We start from the raw sequence: 272 nt of genomic DNA on the forward strand, positions 1-272 counted from the left end.
TTTCCTCCCCCATCCCCGAGACCGACGCCTTCCGTCGCAAGCCTGAACGAAAAGCCTTTTCATTCCACCGGTTAAGGCAGGCGGCGGCTGCGCACGCCGACGAGGCCGGGCAGCGACCGCATGGCATGGTTTGTGCTCTCCCCTGTAAGCGGTTTCCTCGAAAAAAACGTCGTTCGCCCAACCGGTTCGGGGACGATTCGCGGCTAAAAGAATAAGCCTCTGTTGAAATTTAAGTGGGTAAAATCACCCGTCTAACCAATTCCAACCTGGTA

1 protein-coding gene is annotated in these 272 nt (G+C 56.2%); it reads left to right on the forward strand.

The window, feature by feature from the left end:
- On the forward strand, positions 1–215 hold a 215-nt coding region (locus tag ACTFO6_RS18790), incomplete at its 5' end, for a hypothetical protein (RefSeq protein WP_439935878.1).
- Positions 216–272 lie beyond the last annotated feature (57 nt).

This window comes from Pelomicrobium sp. G1 (genome assembly GCF_051905455.1).
GTDB lineage: Bacteria > Pseudomonadota > Gammaproteobacteria > Burkholderiales > UBA6910 > Pelomicrobium.